Here is a 17,526-nt window from a genome sequence, read left to right on the forward strand (position 1 = left end):
GAGCCCGTCGGGGGATCCGCGCAGCAGCTGCCGCGCATGGTCGTACAGGGCGGGTGCGGGCGGGAGGGGGGCGCGTCGCGCTCCTCCTGGGCGCTCACCGGGCGGGGTGGGACTCGTTTCCACAGGTCATGTGCGCAGCACGCCAGGGCGGTCCGTGCCCTTGCGAAAAAATTTGGAGGAGAGGGCCGGAGTCTGCACGGTGCCTGCCCTCGGCCGACGGGCACGAACGGGGCGGCCTCACCCGTGAGGGCATCAGCCGTCCTCCGCGCGGTTCTGGTGGCCGCCGCGGGCGCCGTCCGTACGGCCGCGAAGCCCCGAGTCGTGTGGGCCCGCGTTCCGGGGTTGACGTTGTCGTTGCGGCAGCTTCTACCGTCTTGGACAGGACCGGAGAGACCGGCCCGGCGGCACACGTGTGAGGAGGCGGAAATGGAGTGGCCGATCGCGGAGGTCGCCCGGATGTCGGGCGTGACCGCCCGGACCCTGCGGCACTACGGCGAGATCGGCCTGCTGCCGCCCGTCCGGATCGGGGCCAACGGCCACCGCTACTACGGGGAGTGCCAGCTGCTGCGGCTGCAGCAGATCCTCGTCCTGCGGGCGCTGGGCCTGGGGTTGCCCGAGATCGGACGGGTCCTGGCCGAGCAGGTCGACGAGGTGGAGGCCCTGCGCCGCCACCACCGGCGGCTGCTCGCCGAACGCGACCGGCTCGACGCCCTGGCCGGCACCGTCTCCCGCACGATCGCCGAACTGGAGCAGTCCAGGAAGGATGGCACACCCATGACCGTCAACCGACCGGAGAACCTGTTCGAGGGCGTGGTGCCCTCCCAGTACCAGGAGAGCCTGCGCGACTTTCCCGAGCACGCCGAGGAGGTGGCCCGCAGGGTCGCCGCGATGACTCCGCAGGAGGTCGAGGCCGGACAGCGCGAGCGCACGGCGCAGATGATCCGGCTGGCCGAGCTGATGGCCGCCGGCCACCCGGCCGACGCGGAGCCCGTGCAGGCCGAGACCGATGCCCGGTACCGGGCCCTGACCGCACTGCGAGCCGTCTCCACCGAGGAGTACCGCGCCATGGGACGCTCATGCGTGGACAACGACGCCTGGCGCGCCGCGTACGAGGCGATCGCACCTGGTCTGGCCGCGTACCAGCGGGACGCCATCGAGGCCTACGCCGACACACGGCTGAGCTGACTGGGACCGGGCCCACGGGAGCCTGCCCACAGCAGCGGCCTCCGCCGCAGCAACAGGCTCACCCCGCCCGCCCCCGCAGGCGCAGGCGCCGGGCGAGGTGCTGCCCGTTCTCCCGGACATCGCACGCGGCCCGGAACGCGTGCAGGCCGTCCGGAATGGCCAGGCGGCAGCTGACGGCCGGTGCGGCAGAGGCTCCTGCCGGCGGCGTCCGGGGTTCCTCCAGCAGCCGACGCCGCAGGCGAGGGGCCGTCGCCGTGCCACCGCAGGACCGGACCGGCGTCACCGCATCCCGCGCGGACTCGTCGCCGGACCTCGTCGGACATCCCCGCTGGACCTCCTCTCCCGGATCCCCGGCCCCGTGTCGAAGGCGTACCGGCCGAGCCGCTGCGCACAGGCATCCCGCGCCGCTGCGGAGAGCAGGTCGCGCGAGCGGGTGAACAGCCCGTGCAGGGCCGGGCCGTAGCGGTCGGCGAGGTCGGCGTCGTGCGCCAGCACGTCGAGTTCGTTGGCGGCGGTGATCTCGAGGAAGGCGCGGACGTCCGGCTCCGGCGGGGTGTGCTCCCGGCCGGTGAAGCGGTCGCGGAAGACCACCGGCTGCCCGCCTCCCAAGCGCGGATGCACGACGCCGCGGTCGCAACTGGCGTAGAGGTGGACCAGGGCCTCCGCCCGTTCACCGATCAGCTCGGCCAGGGCTGCGCGCCCGGTGACGTCCACCAGGGCTTGGTCGAACCCGTCGGTGCCGTACGCCGCATGGCACATCCCCGCGGCCTGCAGGTCCGGACCGGCACCCCACTCGCCCAGGAGGTGCGCGACGCGGACCAGGTGCTCCAGGAGCGTTCCTCCGGGGTGGGGCATCCCGGCGGCACCCCGGGTGCGCAGGAACTCCTCGACGGCGGGCCACGCCGCCCGGTCGGAGCCGCTCCCCCGCGGGCTTCCCCCGGATGGGACGGGCCGCCGCATCAGACCTCCCGGTTCGCCGGGCGGGCCGCCTCTGCCACCAGCCGAGCCGTGGCCGGTGTGTCGACCCCGTGGGCGGCACCGGCGCGGAGGACCGCCCCGCCGATGGCATCGAGTTCGAGCGGCCGTCCGGCCGCGGCGTCGCGCTGCATCGATGACCTCATCGCGTGGGGGGCGCGGTCGAGGAAGGAGAGCACGGTCTCGGCCGTCACGGGTGCGCCGGCGGCCTGTGCCACGGCGGTGACCTCGTCGAGCACGGCGAGCAGCTCAGGGCGCCGCTCGCTGCGGACCGCTCCGAGGGGGGCCTGGTGACGGGTGGTCAGCAGGGCGAACGGGGCGAGGAAGGCGAGCTTGTCCCAGAGCATGGCGGTCTCGTCCGTCCGCAGGGTCACGCCGAGGCCTGCGTGCCGGAGCCGATCCGCGAACTGCTCGACCGGTGCGGCCAGTTCGAGGTCGGCGAAGGGGCTTCCGTGGACGACGCGCCCCGGCGCGGTGCGGGTGGCCTCGACCCTGATCGTGCCGGCAACGACGGTGGCGGACGGGTAGCGCTCGCGCAGTGCGGCCACGTGCTCGACGCCGTTGAGCAGCGGGACCACGATCGCGTCGCCGAGGACACGGGCCGGGACACGGTCGAGCGCCTCCTCCAGGGCGGTCTGCTTGACCGCCACGAGGACGGCGTCCACCGGCTCGTGCAGCCGGGTAGCGGCCTCCACTCTCGCGGTGAAGTCCCCGTACCGGGCGCTCTCGACGCGCAGGCCGTCCCGGCGCAGCACGGCTGCGGTCTCCTCGCGGGCCACGCAGATGACGCGGTGTCCGTCGCGGGCCAGCAGCGCGCCGATCAGGCCGCCGACACCGCCCGGTCCGAGGATGGCCACCGTCAGCTTGGTCGTGTGCACGCATGCTCCTGTCGTCCCCGGGAGAGCGGTCGGTGTGGTGGGCCGAAGGCCGGGCGGTGGGAACAGGCCGGACGGGCGGCCGTGTCCCCCTCTCGGCGTGCTGCGGGTCGGCACCCGTCCGCTGCTCCACCCCGTCCGGATCCGGGGTGGGAGCAGCGGACGGGTTGCCGCCCTGGGCCCTGCAGCGATGATCAGCCCTCCCGGAGACCCAGGTCAATCCACGGATTCACTGGCCCGTACCCAAGCGATACCTTGGGGCGCCGTGACCCTCGACGACCTCCGCGTCTTCACCGCGGTCTGCCGGACCGGCTCCCTCAGCGCCGCCGCCCGCGACCTGTCCTGCACCCAGTCCGCCGTCAGCCAGCACGTGAAGCGGCTCGAACGGGAACTCGGCCTGAGCCTGGTCGAACGCCACACCCGGGGAGTGGCGCCCACCGCCGCCGGACGCCTGCTCCACGCGGCGGTCACCGAGGGCCTGGGGTGCATCGACCACGCACTGCGCCGACTGGAGGAACTCGCACATGCGGAAGGCGGATCGGTACGGGTCGCCACCGGGGCCACCACCGTCCGCCACTTCATGTCCGCCGCCGCCGTCGACTTCCGCCGGCGATTCCCCCGCGCGAGCCTCGACTTCCGGACCGAGACCTCCAGCCGCAACTGCTTCGACGCACTCACCAGCGGCGGCGTCGACCTCGCCTGGATCGTCACCGGGCCCGCAACCCACGCGGTCGAGCAGCACCCCGTCGTCGAACTCCCTTGGGCACTCGCCGTCCCGGCCACCGACCCCCTGGCCGCCAAGGCCTCCATCGAACCGGCCGACCTGCAGGACGCCCGGCTCATCGGACTCCCGGAGAACTCCACCTCCCGCCTGCGGCTCGGCGCCTGGCTCACGGAGTCCGGGGTCCGCCCGGTGTTCGACACCAGCGTCGCCGACTGGGACACCGCGGTCCTCCTCGCCGAACTCGGACTCGGCCACGCCGTCGTCCCGACCTTGCCCGCCTGGAGCGGCCCCGCACACCCGGACCTGCGCCTGATCCCCATCCCCGCACTCCCCGCACTCACCGCCGGCTGGGCGGTCCGCCGCTGGGACGCCCTGTCCCCCCTGGCCCGCGCCTTCGCCGAGACCGTCGCACACCACTGCGGCAAGCAGGCCGTCCTCGGAGGGGAGGCGGGCCGAGGGACGCGTCCTGCCCCGGGGCGGTGATCAGCCGCTCGCCGCGTTCACCGCCGGCGGAGGCGTCGGCGGGTGCGTGTCGGTCCCATCCGGGGAGGAGCCGTCCCCCTAGAGGCCGCGGTCGGTCCGCCGGGTCTGCCGGGCGTCGGCCTTCTTGGCCCTGCTCGCCGCCCTGACGGGCGCGCCGCGGCTGACCGAGGACGAGCGGGACCACCTGTGCCTGCTCGCCGGACACCGCCCGCCCGAGGGCGCGCGCCGGGGAGCACCTGAGGCAGGGCCTGCGGTACCTCCTCGACGGCCTGGACGGCGTGCCCGTGCAGGCGGTGAGCGATCCGGGAGACCTGTCGGCGCAGAACGACCCGGCGCCCGCGTTGTCCGGCTGCGTGTGCACGGTCGCCGAGGAGGACCGCACCATCGCGCTTCACCTCTTCTCGGATGCCGGCCCCCACCGACTTGCCAGCCGCTCAGCCAAGTTGGAAACGGCTCACTGCCTCTGCTGAGGCGGTTGGAGAAGCCCGGCCGGCCGAGTCGGCGGCGGACCTGCTGGACGACCGGTTGATCGGGCACCTGGCCGACCGGAACCAGGAGAGGTGCGCGACCTCGGCTGCGTCGGTGCGGTGAACTCTCGGACGGCCTCCACCGAAGGGGTCAGTGGGGGTGTAGCGGCCCGTCCCGTGGATGTCGAGGTCGCGCCGTGCGCCGCCTTCGGGTGACTGGACGAGGTCTCCGGGCTCGAGGTGGGGAGGGGCCTGGGCAGTGCGGTCGGCCCACGCATGGACCACGCCCCTCGGCATCGATCCGCAGACGTTCGCGGAAGGTGCACACCCAGCGTGGGCCCATCCACCGTCCGGCCTGGCAGCCCGATGCGAAGGAACGGGTGAACTCCAGCGGGAGGGCTCCGGCCAGAGGCACGTCCACCAGGTTCATGAACATGCGGCCGGTCGCCGTGCCGACCGGCTCACCGCCTGCGCAGACGGGGCATTCCGGACCGCCCGCCTCGCGCCGGTTCCGCTCCTGCGGGCATCCCCCGCTCCGGCTCCTGCCGGGACCTCCGTTGCGGCGGCCGCCCTCAGGCGGGTGGACTGTGTCCGCTGCCCAGGGGCGCGGTGGATGCCTGGGTACCCGTGCCGCCTGCCGGCCGGCGGTTCAGGTGAGGTCGCCGGGGATCCAGCCGGGCGGGACCTTGGGCAGACCGATCAGGGCGTCGATGCCCAGGTGCTGCTGGAGCAGTGCCTTGAGCTCGCGGCCCTCGATGAGGTGGATGCGGCCGTTGCGGTGGGCGAACTCGCGGCTGGCCTTGCCGTACCAGGAGGTGGTGACCAGCACGCCGTGGCTGGCGTTGACGTCGTGCATCGTCCCCGCCAACGCTCGGACCTTCTCCACCTCAACGATGTTCTTTGTGCGTTTGGCCTGGATGGCGAAGACCGTGGCGACCAGGGAGTCGCTCTTGACGGCCACAGCGTCGATCCCGTCGTCCCGTGACCCCTGGGTGCGCCAGGTCTCGTAGCCCATGGCCTCGAAGAGTTGCCGCACCAGGCGCTCGAACGCGAACGGGTCCATCTGCAGCAGGTCCGGGCGGCTGTCCAGACCGGTCACGGCCGCGGCGTCGGCGGTGATGCGGTAGCGGGACAGGTCGACCTCTACCACCGGCGCCACCGCCTCCAGGTCGTGCGGATGGTCGGAGACCACCGCGCCGATCGCCTTCAGGCAGCGCTGCGCGTCCAGCGCCGGCTCGTCCAGCACCAGCGCCTCCATCTCGGCCCGCGAAGCCACCACACTGACCACACACGGGCGCACCGCCCGGCCGGTCGACGGGTCGACGGCCGGCACGAATGCGTTCAGGGCGATGGAGTCCACCAGCGCGGCCGGTGTCGCCGCGAACACCTCGTCCAGCGCCCGCAGCGCCAGGCGGGCCACCAGCGTGCGGTACAGGTCGTGGAGTTCGGCCTGCTTGCGCGGCTGCGGCACCACCTCCGCGCGCGCCGCCACAAACCGGTATCCCGCCACCGCGGGCACCACCTGCAGGGCCGGCAGGTCGAGATTGAGGGCCACCTGCCGCGCTTCGGGGGCGTAGCCGGCCTCCACCGACCCCCGGCACCCCTGCGGCACCGGTGAGCGACGCTGCAGATCCTCCACCTCCGCCGCCAAGCCCTGCGGCCCCCGGCCGGCCAGGGCACGCTCTACGACCGGATGCCAGGACTCGAGGCCCTGTGGGCGCAGCCGAAGGACATCGTGCAGTTCGGCCAGCCGACGCGCGGTGTCCGCTGTGCGGTCCTCAGCCCGCAGCTTCAACGCGGCCAGGCGCGCTTGCCGCTCCGCCTTCTCCTGTTCCTTGCGGGTCCGTACCCGATCGCGTTCTCTGCGCTCGGCGTCCCGTCGGCGCTGCTCCTGGCGTTTGGCCAGCTCCGCCTCGATCCGGGCGGCCTCCTTCGCCCGCTCGGCCTCCTGCCGCTTCAGGAGTTTCGCTCCCTGCTCCGCGAGCCGAGCCCGCTCCGCCTCGGGGTCCCTCGGGCGCTTCGGCCGGGCCTGCGGGGTGGTCGCCCGCGGCTGCGGCTGCCCGGCAGCCCGCCTGGCCTCGGTGAGCCTGGCCTCCTGCCGCAACCTGAGCGCCTCCGCCAACGCCTGAGCGACCGACCTGCGCTGCGCCACACCCCACCCCCGAAGCGCTCAATCCCCCGGCACCAGCAAGCCTGCCGAACAGTCCTACCCTCGAACGGAGTCGGGCAAGCAGACAAAAGCTTCCGCATGGTCCGCCGCACGCACGCAGCGCCGTACCACCTGAAGGCAGGAGATCGAGTGGACAGGTCGGTCGAGGAACTGAGGGTACGGATGACGGCGCCGCCGCAGGGCGGGGACGTGGTCGACTGGGAGGCGGTGCGGACGAAGGACGGCCTGGTCCTGCCGCGGGACTACCGCGACTTCGTGGCGTGCTACGGCGGGGGCGTGATCGACGACTTCCTCTCGGTGTCCACCCCCCGGTGGCCGGGTCGGTGTACGGCGACCTGCTCGACCAACTGGACCTGGCGGCCGAGCGGGCCGGAGAGTTCGCCGCCGCACGGGCGGCGGAGACGGCGACGGGCGGACTGCTGCGGTGGGGCACGACCTCGACCGCGGACGATGCCTTCTGGCGTTGCGGGTCTGTCGACCCCGAGGGGTGGACGACGGTCGTGAGCCGCCGTCAGCACGCCTGGGGCGCAGATCCGTGGCTGGAGTTCGACTGCGGCATGGGGGAGTTCCTGCTCGGGCTCTTCCGGCGCGACATCGCCTGCCCGTTCGGGCAGGACAACTTCCCCGGTGACCATCCGCAGTTCATGAGCTGGCGGGAGGAGGATGACGACTTCGACGGGGCCTGGGGTGAGACCGGATCCTGGCCCTGTGGACAGCTGTGAGGGCACAAGTGCAGCCAGGTGCTCCCGCACGCCCCTGCGGCCGGGTGGCGGGGACGCAGCCCCAGTGAAGGACTCGGCCGTTTCCGGGGCTGCCTGCCCTGCACGATCCACCCCATCACGGAAGGCGGCCGCAGGCCACGGGGCTGCGGCCGGGACTTCGGTCCGCCTCCGGCCGCTGACGTGATCAGCCCGCTTCCGGGGTGTCCGCCCGTCCGGCCAGGTCCGCTGCGACGTGCCCCCGGTCCGGGCCGTGCAGCCACCGGTTCCCGGCAGCCGCCCGCATCGGCGCCGACTCGTCCGGCCGCTGCGGGAGCACCGGCCGACAGGCCGGGTTGCGGGCCCGGACCGGCAGCAGGCTGCTGACGGCATGCGGGCAGGGCTCCTGCAGCATCGCGGGGATCGAACCGGCGTCGGCGAAGGTCGACTCATTGAGGAAGCCGTCCTCCCGGTGCTCGAGGTCGCACTCCGGCGTGGGCGCCTACCGGTCTCCGTAGGGGCACCGGGCGTGCTCCGCCAGGGTGCTGTGCATGCCCTGGAGCCTGCGACGCGGTGATCCGCCGGACGCTGCCTACGCGGTCAGGTGGTCGTAGTAGTCGGCGGGAGCGGTCAGGACCGCCTGGAAGTACAGCGGCCGGCCGTCGGTGTCCAGGGGGACCTCGTGACCCGCGACGCGGGCCAGGCCGAGGGAGAGCCCAGGGACAGTCCAGTAGCCGGGCTCGCCGTGCAGGACGGTCAGGCCCGTCGCCTCCAGCTGCTCCACCAGGCGGAGGGCGGGCGTGCGGAAGACGTCGACGCCGCGGAAGCGCACCGTGACGTCCCCGGGGCCGGGGCGGGGGTTCCACACCTCGGCGGCGGTCAGGGTCCGGCCGTCCTCGAGGTGGAGCACGATCTCGAACTGCGGGTGCAGGGCGGTCACCTTCATGTAGCTGAACCGGCTGGCGGATCCGTCGTCCTGCACCTTGACCCGCCCCAGCGCTGCGGCGGCCTCCTTGACGGCCTCCGCGGGCATGCCCAGGGGGAACCCCGTGATGCCGTTCGGCGGGTCCAGCTCGATGTCCATGCGTGTCCTCCCGGCAGGCAGGCCCGGATCCTCAAGGCGGTGTCGACCGGGCGCTTCCGGAACCTCCCGGTGTCCGGCAGGGAGCCGGCCGTCTCCTCGACAACCCAGACGTGTCCAAGTCTCCCAGGGCCGTCGCGAAGATCGCCGAAGGCCAGGAAGTCGCGGCGGGGTGGCTCGGCGGTGAAGGTGCGCCGGTCGCGGATCAGGGCGGCGGGGGGCCGGTGCCCGGCGGTGTGGCTGCGTGCGGACCGTGGACAGGCACCGGCCGGCCGACGGGCGGGTACGGGGGCCGGTCGACGGGGCGGGGACATCCGGACGTCCCGCCGGGCCCTCATAGACTCCCCTCCATGCGCCCGCACGTACTGATAGCCGAGGACAATACGGAACAGGCCGCCGTGGTCCGCCGCTACATGGAGCACGAGGGGTACGAGGTGAGTGTGGCCGAGGACGGCCGCTCCGCCCTCGGCCTCCTCCGCAGCCAACGGCCCGACCTGCTGGTCCTCGACGTGATGATGCCGCATGTGGACGGTCTCGACGTCTGCCGGATCGTGCGTGCGGACCCCGTCCTCAGGGACGTCCCGATGCTGATGCTGACCGCCAGGTCGTCCGAGGACGACCTCCTCCTCGGCCTGGACCTCGGCGCCGACGACTACATGACCAAGCCGTTCAGCCCCCGTGAGCTCATGGCGCGCGTCCGCTCCCTCCTGCGGCGCCGGGAACGGGGGGCGGGGGACGAGCCGGCCGGGGAGGCGTCCCGCACCCTCCTGCGGGCCGGGCACCTGACGGTCGACCCGGCCCGCCACGAGGTGCGGGCCCACAACACCCTGGTCCGGTGCACGCCCGGCGAGTTCCGCCTCCTGGAGATGCTGGCCGAGCGCCCCGGACAGGTGCTGTCCCGGACACAGATCCTGGAACGCCTGCACGGCGCGGATCCCTTCATCACCCCCAGGACGATCGACGTGCACGTCATGAACCTCCGCCGCAAGATCAGGGACGTCCAGCCGGACGGGCCGCACCACACGCCCCTGGTCACCGTGTACGGGGTGGGCTACAAACTCACGGACGGCACCCGGACCGAGGGGTAGGCCGGGGATGTCCGCCGTCGGTGCTCGCCACAGCCTGCTGACCCGCCTGCTGATGGTGTCGGCGCTCGTCTCGGTCTGCTCGATCGCCGCCACCGCGTGGGTGGTCGTGCAGACGACAGCCGTCGTGCTCAGCAGGGAGCGCGGTCAGGCGCTGGACGAGGACGCACGGGTCTACGACACGCTCACGGGCTACGCGGCGACCCATCCCGACTGGAGCGGCGTCCGGCCGGTCCTCGAGGGCCTGGCGCGGCAGACCGGGCACCGCATCGTCCTCACGGGCAGGGGCGGCCGTCCCGTGGCGGACTCCGCACCCGACCGGGCGCACCCCTTCCGGCCGCCGCAGAGGGCGACCGCCGTCATCGACCCCCTCGCCGCGAACACGGAACCGGTCGAGGGCACGGACAGCGCCCGGGGAACGGACAGCGCCGGGGGAACGGACCGGATCGACCGACGCGCCCTGGGTCCGTTCAGGCTGCCGGAGCAGGAGAGCCGCAGACTGGCCGTCCTTGCGGGCAGGCAGGCCGGGTGCCTGCGGAACATCCCCGGCCTGCAGGCCGAGATCCGGACGGGCCTCGACGGCCGTCCGCACGTGGTGGCGACCGGCACCGACGGCAGGGAGGTGGACACCCCGCGCTGTGCGGTCCCCGGGCTCGACGCGCCCACCCCGTCGGGGGCGAAGGCCCTGGCTTCGCTGAACGCGCTGGTCAACGGATGCCTGACCCGGCGTGGGACGGGCACCGTGCACCTGACCGCCGTCGGCGCGTGGGAGGCGCGGGGCCGCCCCCTGCCCTCGGACGCGGCGGTCTCCTCGTGTCTGACCTCGAGCCGGATCCAGCAGTTGGCCCCGTACGTGGCACCTGCCGCGCTGCTGTACATCGGCAACCCCGAGCGTACGGCGACGACCTTCTTCAACCTCTCGCCGTCGAACAGGCTCCGCATCGGCGGCTGGGCCGTGTCGGTCCTGGTGGTGACCGTGGCCGTGACGGCATTGGCCGGGGTCCGCCTGGTGAGGCCGCTGCGGGTGCTGACGGGAGCAGCGACGCGGATGGAGCACGGCGACCTCTCGACCCGGGTCGAGGTGCGCGGACGCGACGAGATCGCGCTGCTCGGGGCGGCCTTCAACGCGATGTCGCAGCGCCGCGAGCAGCTGGAGTCCCTGCGCCGCGACATGACCAGTGACATCGCCCACGAACTGCGCACCCCGGTGAGCATCATCCGTGGCTGGCTCGAGGCGGTGGAGGACGGCATCGCGGACCCCGACGCCGACCTGGTGGCATCGTTGCTGGAGCAGGCACGCCACCTGCAGCACGTCATCGACGACCTGCGGGACCTCTCGGCGGCGGAGGCCGGCGGGCTGCGCCTGGCGCTCGAACCGGTGGAGGTGGCGGAGATGCTCTCGGGCGTCCTGTCGGCCAACAGGGCCGCCGCACAGGAGGCGGGCCTCACGCTGGGGGCGGTGCCCGGCGGCGCGCTCCTGGCCGACGCCGACCCCGTCCGGTTGCGGCAGATCGTGGGCAACCTCGTCTCGAACGCGATCCGGTACACCCCGAGAGGAGGCGCGGTCACCCTTGCCGCCCGCGCCGACCGCGAGGCCGTCGTGATCGATGTGGCCGACACGGGAATCGGCATCGCCGCCGACGAACTGCCGCACGTCTTCGACAGGTTCTGGCGGGCGGACAAGTCGCGCAGCAGGCGGAGCGGCGGAAGCGGCCTCGGCCTGGCCATCGTGCGCCGCCTGGTCGAGGCCCACGGGGGAACGGTCTCGGTCAGCAGCGTGCCGGGTGAGGGATCGACGTTCACGGTCCGCCTGCCGCGCCACCCGGACGACGCCGGTTCACGGGGTCCGTCCGGCCGTGCGCGCGGGTGAGGGGTGAACCGCCGGGCAGGACCCGGCCGCCGTGTCCCCCGCGCCCACCGGACCGCGCCCACCGCCCCGCCGGCCGTGCCCGCCCCGGCCTCCGGCGGCACCACAGGAGGACCAACGGATCCTGACAGGATCGCAACACTCCGCTCCTACGCTGCACGGCATGCACAAGCGCCTCCCCCCCACCGCACCCCCCACCGCCTCCCCCGCCCCGCGGGGCCCCGCCGGGCCGCGGGCGCGCCGGCGCCCCGGCCTGCGCGCCCTCTCCGGCGGCGTGGTCCTGGCCGCCGGCATGACCCTCGCCGCCTGCGGCAGCGGCGGCGGCGGCGACGCGGGCAGGGGCGTGGACACCCTGGTGTCCGGGTCGGCGGCGCCGGACAAGGGCACGGCGTCCCAGGGTGCGGCCCCGGGCCCCGCCGTCGACGCCAGGCGTCCCCAGGAGCGGCTGGACAGCACCGACGAGGAGAAGAACAAGCTCGACGACGCCTACTGGGCGTGCCTGCAGGCCCACGGCGTCCCGATGATGTACCGGCGGGTGACCTCCGGCCAGCAGGCCCCGCCCACCCAGGACAAGGCCGAGATCGCGAAGCACCGGGCCGGCTTCGACGCCTGCCGGGACAAGCAGCCGCTCCCGCCCCCCGAGCTGGAGCCGCAGACCAACCCGCACTACGCCGACGACTTCCACGCCTACGTGAAGTGCCTCCGGCACCGGGGCGTGAAGGTCCACATCGTCCCCGACACGAGCGCGAACCCGGACGGCCTGTCGTGGACCTTCGACTCCGGCAACGACCCCGGCATTCCCGAGTCCGAGCGGGACAAGGCCGACCGGGCCTGCACCCTGGAGGCGTTCGGTGGCAAGTAGGACCCGGCCGCGCCGCGTCCCCCGCCGTGCCGTCGCCGCGACCGCGGTCCTCGTGCTCGGCGGCACCGGCGCCTACGGGGCGCAGGCGCTGACCGACCACGGCAGGAGCCGGCACCCCCGCGCCGCCGCCGCCCCCTCGGCCCAGACCACCCGCGTCAGGCGCACCGACCTGTCCGACACCCAGACCCTCCCCGGGACGCTCGCCTTCGGCAGGCGCACCACGGTCAAGGGCACCGGGAACGGCGTCGTCACCGGGCTCCCCGCGCCCGGTGCGCACACCGTACGGGGCAAGCCCCTGTACTGGGTCGACGACCAGCCGGTGACCGTGTTCCTCGGCGCCGTCCCGTTCTTCCGCCCGCTGAACAAGCCCGGACAGGCCGGCCGGGACGTCACCGTCCTGGTCGAGAACCTCCGAGCCCTCGGCTACGACATCGGCCCCCCGCCCCCGGCCGTGCCCCTCCCGCGGTACGCCCCCACGGCCGGCGACCCCGGCACCCGGCTCACCCCCGGGGTGCTCGCCGCCCTCAAGCGCTGGCAGCACGACACCGGACAGCCGGCCACCGGAACCCTGGACCCCGGCCGGTTCGCGGTCCTCCAGGGGCCCTCCCGCGTCGACACCGTCCTCGCGCACCTGGGCGACCCGGCGGCGCAGGAGGTCCTCGCCCTCACCTCGGAGCAGAAGACGGTCACCGTGAAGGCCGACGCGCAGAGCGCCGGCTCCATCCACCGGGGCGACAGGGTCGAGATCCTCCTGCCCGACACGAGGACCGTCCCCGGGAAGGTCCTCTCCATCGGCACCACGGTGCAGGGCGGCGCCGACGACCCCTCCGGCGCCTCCCCCGACCAGGCGCCCACCCTGCAGGTGAGCGTCGTGCCGACCCGCGCCGCCGACGTCGCCGCGATCGACGCCGCCTCCGTCCAGGTCCTCTTCACCGGCCAGAGCAGGAAGCACGTCCTCGTCGTGCCCGTGGGCGCCCTCCTCGCCCTCAGCGAGGGCGGCTACGCGCTGCAGCGCCCCGACGGACAATTGGTCGGCATCAGGACCGGCATGTACGCCAGAGGCCTCGTGGAGGTCAGCAGCGACAGGATCAAGGAGGGCGACCTAGTGGTGACGGCATCATGACCGCGGCACCGCACCCGGGGCAGCCCCCCGGCCCGGCCCCGGCCGTCCTCTCCGTCCGCAACGCCCGCAAGGTCCACGCCGGCGGCGTCACCGCCCTCGACGACGTCTCCCTGACCATCCACGCGGGCGAGTTCCTGGCGATCGTCGGCCGCTCGGGCTCCGGCAAGTCCACCCTGCTCAACATCATGGGCACCCTCGACACGCCCAGCAGCGGCACCGTGCACATCGCCGGCCACGACGTCCGGGGGCTCTCCGACCGGCGCCTGTCCGCACTGCGCGGCCGCTGGCTGGGGTTCGTCTTCCAGCACTTCCACCTGACCGACGGCCTCACCTCCGAGGAGAACGTGGCGACCGGCCTGCTGTACGCCGGCGTGCCGCGCCGGCGGCGCAGGGCCATGGCCGCCGCCGCACTCGACCGGGTCGGCCTGTCCCACCGCACCGGCCACCTGCCCCACCAGCTCTCCGGAGGCGAGCGCCAGCGCGTGGCCATCGCCCGGGCCCTGGTCAACGAACCCGCCCTGGTCCTGGCCGACGAGCCCACCGGCGCCCTGGACAGCGCCACCGGACAGTCCGTACTCGACCTCCTGACCAGCCTGAACAGCGAGGGCACCACCATCGCCGTCATCACCCACGACCAGGACATCGCCGCCCGCCTGCCCCGCAGGGTCGAGATGCGCGACGGACGCGTCGTCGCCGACTCCCACCGCCCGGCCGTCCTCGGGAGCCCGGCGTGACCCGCGGGAACCCCGGCCGCCGCGGCATCCGGCAGCCCGGTCTCCGCCGGCGCCCCGCGAGCACCCCGCCCCACGACCCGGCCCGCCCCGTGCGCCTGGCACCCGCGGACGTCCTGCGCCTGGGACTGCTCGGCATCCGCACCCGCCGCGTCCGGGCCGCGCTGTCCGCCCTCGGCATCTCCATCGGCATCCTCACCCTCGTCCTGGTCACCGGCATCCCCGCCTCCAGCCAGGGCGAGCTCAACCGGCAACTGGCCGCCCTGGGGCCCAACCTCCTGCGCGTCCAGCCGCAGCCCGGCCAGGACCCGCCCGTGCTCCTGCCGCCGCAGGCGGCGCGCATGGCGGCCCGCATCAGCCCCGTCCTCACCACGAGCGCCGTCGCCAACACGCACGCCACCGTCCGCCGGTCCGACCGCAGCGACCCCGACGACGGCGCCGGGATCGCCGTCCTGGCCGGCCAGGACGACCTGCTCACCGCCGTCAGCGGACACGTCCGCTCGGGCCGCTTCCTCAACCGCTCCACCGACCGGCTGCCGACCGCCGTACTCGGCTATCAGGCCGCCGCCCGGCTCGGGATCACCCGCATCACACCGGGGCAGGAGGCACCCCAGATCATTGTCAACCACACCTGGTTCACCGTGATCGGCGTCCTCGACCCCGTCCCGCTCTCCGGCGACCTCGACCGCTGCGTCCTGGTCGGCTGGCAGGCCGCCCGGCACACACTCTCCTTCGACGGGCACCCGACGGTCCTCTACGTCAGGGCCCGCGAGGACGCCGTCGAGGATGTGGCCGCCGTCCTGCCCGCCACCGTCCACCCCGAACTCCCCGGAATGGTCCAGGTCAGCCGCCCGTCCGACGCGCTGGCCGCCAAACGCGCGGCCAACAGCACCTTCTCCGCCCTGTTCCTCGGACTGGCGGGGGTCGCCCTGCTGGTCGGCGGCATCGGGGTCGCCAACACGATGTACATCTCCGTCCTCGAACGGCGCAGCGAGATCGGCCTGCGCCGCGCGCTGGGCGCCAACCGCCGGCAGATCCGGAGCCAGTTCATGACCGAGTCCGTCGTCCTCTCCCTGCTGGGAGGCGTCGCCGGAACGGTCGCCGGGATCCTCGCCACGGTCGCCTACGTGACCTACCAGGGCTGGTCGCCGGTGATACCGCCCGCCGCCCCTGCCTCCGGGATCGGCGGCGCCGTGGTCATCGGGGTCATCGCCGGGGTCCATCCCTCGGTGCGCGCCGCCCGTCTCGCCCCCACCGAGGCCCTCAGCGCGGCATGACGCCCCGACGGCTCGGGCCCCGCACGACCGCGGCCCCCGGCACACCGGGCCCGGCCCGCCCGCGGGACGGCAGCGGCGGGCCGGAGCCGCCGGGGCGCGCACCCGCCCGTGACCGGTCCCCGGGACCCGCCTCCGCGCCGCGCCGCGCCCGGGGGCGGGTCCCGCGCACCATCCCGCAGCACACGGGGCCCGGCCTCATCCTGGACGGCCGGCCGACATCACGCCTTCACGTTCAGCAGCCCTGGCCTGAGAACTCACGGCAGGGATGGCTCCGCCCCGCCTGCCGCCGACATGACGCAGGGTCAGTCGTCGGCTCCGGGCGCCGGCTTCTGCCACGGCCACCGTCCGGTGATCTCGAGCTCGAGGGAAAAGCTGAGGAAGGTGCGAATGCCCACGATCACGGCCAGCACTCCGACGCTCGCGAACGTCGGTGCGACGGCGACGGTACGGATGATGTCGCCGGCCACGAGGAGCTCCAGCCCCAGCAGGATCGACCGCCCGACGCGACGGCGATAGCCGCGGTACACGCCCGGCTGTCGGCGACCGATCCGGATGGCCGCGAGAACGGTCGCCAGGAATGTGCCCACGACGATGACGGCCACACCCGCGGAGTCGACGGCTCGGCCGACCAGCTCAACGCTGTGCTGGAATTCCACAGTGCCCCCCTCTCGCGCCGGCCCGAATCCGCCCCTCCGCGGTCCGCGACCCCTGCCGCCGCCGGGACGTCGTTCCGGGCATCGGCCGCAGCAGGGCTGGACGTGCCTCCACGGCACTCCCCGCGCAACAGGCCGGTGGACGCCGACGGAGTCTGGTGAAGGAGTGAGCGCCGGGCGGACACGGGCACCACATCCCGGCTGCGGGCCTCTCAGCGCATGGCATCGAGCACTTCGTCGGTCGACAGCAACGCATGCGCGAAGAAGCGGTAGTTGATGATCGCCGCCTGATAGCCGTCGCCCCAGACCGGGTGCCGGGGCCCGGCTGTCGCATCCCTGACCATGGCGACTTCGAACCCCTCCTCGATGAGGTGGCGCATGTGGGACTCGACGCACATGTTGGCCAGCATCCCGCCCAGAACGATTTTCTGCATCCTCCGTTTGCGCAGCTGCAGCACCAGGTCGTTGGTTTCCGGCCCGAACACCTTGTGCGGGCTGGCGACCACCGTTCTTCCGTCCTCGATGTAGGGCTTGAAGCGGTCCAGCCAGTCCGCACCGGAGTCCCGGAACCCGGTCAGATCGAGTTGTCCCGTCCGTGCGAACACGTGGGTCTCGATCTCGCTCGTCTCGAGCGGACCGTTCATTCGCCACCCGTTGTCGGTCGGGTAGAAGTAGTGGGGCGAGATGAAGACCTCGTATCCGCCCGCCTTCGCCGCCTCGAAGATCCTCTCCATGTTCTCGACGGTCCTGTTCTCCGTGACGCTCGCCCCGACCGCGTCCCAGGCCGCCCCGTCCTCGCTCAGCACGTCGTTCTGCGGGTCGATGAACACCACCGCCGTGTCAGTACTCCTGATTTCCACCTGACGCTCCTCATGGAAGGAAAAATCACTGTCGTGACAGGTGTCCGGTGCGGCGTATGTCCCTCCGGAGCGCATTCCGACGGGGTGGCACGAAGCCTCTGCCTGAGCCGGCGGATTGTTCCGGCACCAAGCCGCACCACCCGAGCGCCGTGCCCACCTCGGGGTACGCGCCACGAAGAGGCGCTGTCGCGGACATTCGACCCTCCGTTTCATTCTTCCCCACAGCGGGGGGTTCTGCATCGGTGGGTTGCTGCACCTCGGTCGCCGCTCCTGCCGCTCCCCGCACCAAGCCCGGTCTCCTCACGGCCGCAGACGGCGATCGGCCACCACCCGTGCGGGCGGTGGGGCGGTGGGGCCGCGGTCACCGGGCAGGCGGTCCTCGCCGGACCCGACAGGGAACGCACCGTCTG

16 protein-coding genes and 1 pseudogene are annotated in these 17,526 nt (G+C 73.6%); 10 read left to right on the forward strand and 7 right to left on the reverse strand.

Translation table 11 applies throughout. From position 1 onward, the window contains the following. Positions 1–426 precede the first annotated feature (426 nt). Positions 427–1,185 carry a MerR family transcriptional regulator gene (locus tag LO771_RS21135; RefSeq protein ID WP_230654809.1) on the forward strand — a complete coding sequence of 253 codons (759 nt, stop codon included), beginning with the start codon at positions 427–429 and terminating at the stop codon, positions 1,183–1,185. Between the two features lie 279 nt (positions 1,186–1,464). Here LO771_RS21135 and LO771_RS21140 read toward each other — a convergent pair whose 3' ends face one another. Next, on the reverse strand, positions 1,465–2,064 hold the full coding sequence (locus tag LO771_RS21140) for a DUF6817 domain-containing protein (RefSeq protein ID WP_374228213.1): 600 nt from the start codon (positions 2,062–2,064) through the stop codon (positions 1,465–1,467). Between the two features lie 80 nt (positions 2,065–2,144). Then, positions 2,145–3,038: a ketopantoate reductase family protein gene (locus tag LO771_RS21145; RefSeq protein WP_230654811.1), complete on the reverse strand. Its 894-nt coding sequence runs from the start codon at positions 3,036–3,038 to the stop codon at positions 2,145–2,147. A 262-nt stretch (positions 3,039–3,300) separates the two neighbouring features. Between LO771_RS21145 and LO771_RS21150 the strand changes: the two genes are divergently transcribed. Then, positions 3,301–4,242 carry a LysR family transcriptional regulator gene (locus tag LO771_RS21150; RefSeq protein WP_230654813.1) on the forward strand — a complete coding sequence of 314 codons (942 nt, stop codon included), beginning with the start codon at positions 3,301–3,303 and terminating at the stop codon, positions 4,240–4,242. Positions 4,243–4,535: 293 nt separating this feature from the next. Continuing rightward, on the forward strand, positions 4,536–4,712 hold the full coding sequence (locus LO771_RS21155) for a hypothetical protein (protein WP_230654958.1): 177 nt from the start codon (positions 4,536–4,538) through the stop codon (positions 4,710–4,712). A 148-nt stretch (positions 4,713–4,860) separates the two neighbouring features. On the opposite strand, the pseudogene LO771_RS31690 reads toward LO771_RS21155, so the two are convergent. Further along, positions 4,861–5,163: pseudogene (locus LO771_RS31690) on the reverse strand (DUF6531 domain-containing protein); the annotation flags it as partial. 195 nt (positions 5,164–5,358) lie between these two features. Next, entirely contained in the window at positions 5,359–6,861 is a 1,503-nt protein-coding gene (locus LO771_RS31425) for a restriction endonuclease (RefSeq protein WP_230654815.1), read from the reverse strand. Between the two features lie 341 nt (positions 6,862–7,202). On the opposite strand from LO771_RS31425, the gene LO771_RS21165 reads away from it, so the two are divergent. After that, positions 7,203–7,601: a hypothetical protein gene (locus LO771_RS21165; protein ID WP_230654818.1), complete on the forward strand. Its 399-nt coding sequence runs from the start codon at positions 7,203–7,205 to the stop codon at positions 7,599–7,601. Positions 7,602–8,169: 568 nt separating this feature from the next. On the opposite strand, the gene LO771_RS21170 is transcribed toward LO771_RS21165, so the two are convergent. Beyond that, positions 8,170–8,661: a hypothetical protein gene (locus tag LO771_RS21170; RefSeq protein WP_230654820.1), complete on the reverse strand. Its 492-nt coding sequence runs from the start codon at positions 8,659–8,661 to the stop codon at positions 8,170–8,172. 347 nt (positions 8,662–9,008) lie between these two features. Between LO771_RS21170 and LO771_RS21175 the strand changes: the two genes are divergently transcribed. The 6 genes from LO771_RS21175 to LO771_RS21200 all read left to right on the forward strand — a co-directional run bounded on the left by LO771_RS21175 (position 9,009) and on the right by LO771_RS21200 (position 15,603). Then, a complete protein-coding gene (locus LO771_RS21175) occupies positions 9,009–9,746 on the forward strand; it encodes a response regulator transcription factor (RefSeq protein WP_230654822.1) in 738 nt (245 codons plus the stop codon). A gap of 7 nt (positions 9,747–9,753) precedes the next feature. Further along, positions 9,754–11,613 carry a cell wall metabolism sensor histidine kinase WalK gene (locus LO771_RS21180; RefSeq protein ID WP_230654824.1) on the forward strand — a complete coding sequence of 620 codons (1,860 nt, stop codon included), beginning with the start codon at positions 9,754–9,756 and terminating at the stop codon, positions 11,611–11,613. A gap of 160 nt (positions 11,614–11,773) precedes the next feature. Then, complete coding sequence (locus LO771_RS21185; protein WP_230654828.1) at positions 11,774–12,472, forward strand: hypothetical protein; 699 nt, start codon at positions 11,774–11,776, stop codon at positions 12,470–12,472. Continuing rightward, a complete protein-coding gene (locus LO771_RS21190; RefSeq protein WP_230654830.1) occupies positions 12,462–13,595 on the forward strand; it encodes a hypothetical protein in 1,134 nt (377 codons plus the stop codon). Before LO771_RS21185 ends, LO771_RS21190 begins: the two co-directional genes overlap by 11 nt. Beyond that, the gene (locus tag LO771_RS21195) at positions 13,592–14,329 is read left to right on the forward strand and encodes an ABC transporter ATP-binding protein (RefSeq protein ID WP_230654832.1); all 738 of its coding nucleotides are present in this window, start codon (positions 13,592–13,594) and stop codon (positions 14,327–14,329) included. Before LO771_RS21190 ends, LO771_RS21195 begins: the two co-directional genes overlap by 4 nt. Further along, positions 14,326–15,603, forward strand: coding sequence for an ABC transporter permease (locus tag LO771_RS21200; RefSeq protein WP_374228211.1), 1,278 nt, complete (start codon positions 14,326–14,328; stop codon positions 15,601–15,603). Before LO771_RS21195 ends, LO771_RS21200 begins: the two co-directional genes overlap by 4 nt. Positions 15,604–15,905: 302 nt before the next feature. On the opposite strand, the gene LO771_RS21205 is transcribed toward LO771_RS21200, so the two are convergent. Beyond that, positions 15,906–16,259, reverse strand: coding sequence for a DUF1622 domain-containing protein (locus LO771_RS21205; protein ID WP_230654834.1), 354 nt, complete (start codon positions 16,257–16,259; stop codon positions 15,906–15,908). Positions 16,260–16,468: 209 nt separating this feature from the next. Next, positions 16,469–17,116, reverse strand: a complete 648-nt coding sequence (locus tag LO771_RS21210; protein WP_230654837.1) for a cysteine hydrolase — start codon at positions 17,114–17,116, stop codon at positions 16,469–16,471. Between the last annotated feature and the right edge of the window lie 410 nt (positions 17,117–17,526).

Source organism: Streptacidiphilus sp. ASG 303, from assembly GCF_020991365.1.
Taxonomy (GTDB): Bacteria; Actinomycetota; Actinomycetes; order Streptomycetales; family Streptomycetaceae; genus Peterkaempfera.